At 55.7% G+C, this 1,831-nt stretch carries 1 rRNA gene; it reads right to left on the minus strand.

The features are described 5' to 3' along the window. Positions 1 to 118: 118 nt before the first annotated feature. Positions 119 to 1,642, minus strand: a 16S ribosomal RNA gene (locus tag BJG92_RS05750). Positions 1,643 to 1,831 lie beyond the last annotated feature (189 nt).

Genomic DNA, 1,831 nt, shown 5'->3' on the forward strand with positions numbered 1-1,831 from the left:
GTTGATATTCCACCCGTGAGCACCCGCCGCAGAACTAGCGTCTGCGCAACGGGCGTACTCCTGACAACACCACCACACAGACATAACGCCTGGTGAGGTTGTTGTAGGTGCTCCTTAGAAAGGAGGTGATCCAGCCGCACCTTCCGGTACGGCTACCTTGTTACGACTTAGTCCCAATCGCCAGTCCCACCTTCGACAGCTCCCTCCCACAAGGGGTTAGGCCACCGGCTTCGGGTGTTACCAACTTTCGTGACTTGACGGGCGGTGTGTACAAGGCCCGGGAACGTATTCACCGCAGCGTTGCTGATCTGCGATTACTAGCGACTCCGACTTCATGGGGTCGAGTTGCAGACCCCAATCCGAACTGAGACCGGCTTTTTGGGATTAGCTCCACCTCACAGTATCGCAACCCTTTGTACCGGCCATTGTAGCATGCGTGAAGCCCAAGACATAAGGGGCATGATGATTTGACGTCGTCCCCACCTTCCTCCGAGTTGACCCCGGCAGTCTCCTATGAGTCCCCGCCATCACGCGCTGGCAACATAGAACGAGGGTTGCGCTCGTTGCGGGACTTAACCCAACATCTCACGACACGAGCTGACGACAACCATGCACCACCTGTAAACCGACCGCAAGCGGGGCACCTGTTTCCAGGTGTTTCCGGTTCATGTCAAGCCTTGGTAAGGTTCTTCGCGTTGCATCGAATTAATCCGCATGCTCCGCCGCTTGTGCGGGCCCCCGTCAATTCCTTTGAGTTTTAGCCTTGCGGCCGTACTCCCCAGGCGGGGCACTTAATGCGTTAGCTACGGTACGGAAAACGTGGAATGTCCCCCACACCTAGTGCCCAACGTTTACGGCATGGACTACCAGGGTATCTAATCCTGTTCGCTCCCCATGCTTTCGCTCCTCAGCGTCAGTTAATGCCCAGAGACCTGCCTTCGCCATCGGTGTTCCTCCTGATATCTGCGCATTTCACCGCTACACCAGGAATTCCAGTCTCCCCTACATCACTCTAGTCTGCCCGTACCCACCGCAGATCCGGAGTTGAGCCCCGGACTTTCACGGCAGACGCGACAAACCGCCTACGAGCTCTTTACGCCCAATAATTCCGGATAACGCTTGCGCCCTACGTATTACCGCGGCTGCTGGCACGTAGTTAGCCGGCGCTTCTTCTGCAGGTACCGTCACTTTCGCTTCTTCCCTACTGAAAGAGGTTTACAACCCGAAGGCCGTCATCCCTCACGCGGCGTCGCTGCATCAGGCTTTCGCCCATTGTGCAATATTCCCCACTGCTGCCTCCCGTAGGAGTCTGGGCCGTGTCTCAGTCCCAGTGTGGCCGGTCACCCTCTCAGGCCGGCTACCCGTCGTCGCCTTGGTGAGCCATTACCTCACCAACAAGCTGATAGGCCGCGAGTCCATCCAAAACCACAATAAAGCTTTCCACCCCCCACCATGCGATGAGGAGTCATATCCGGTATTAGACCCAGTTTCCCAGGCTTATCCCAGAGTTAAGGGCAGGTTACTCACGTGTTACTCACCCGTTCGCCACTAATCCGCCAGCAAGCTGGCATCATCGTTCGACTTGCATGTGTTAAGCACGCCGCCAGCGTTCATCCTGAGCCAGGATCAAACTCTCCGTTGGTGTAAAACAAAAACGAACACAACCCACACCCCCGGGAAAACGGGACGCGCAGGCTGCACAAAATTTGAAACCAGCTGTAAAAACCAGACCACACCACGGGGTGGCGGGCCCGGCAAAACAACCAATCCAATACAATAAATTGGTATCAACAAACTTGGCACACTATTGAGTTCTCAAACAACAGACACA

It is taken from the genome of Arthrobacter sp. SO5 (genome assembly GCF_020532805.1).
Classification (GTDB): Bacteria; Actinomycetota; Actinomycetes; order Actinomycetales; family Micrococcaceae; genus Arthrobacter.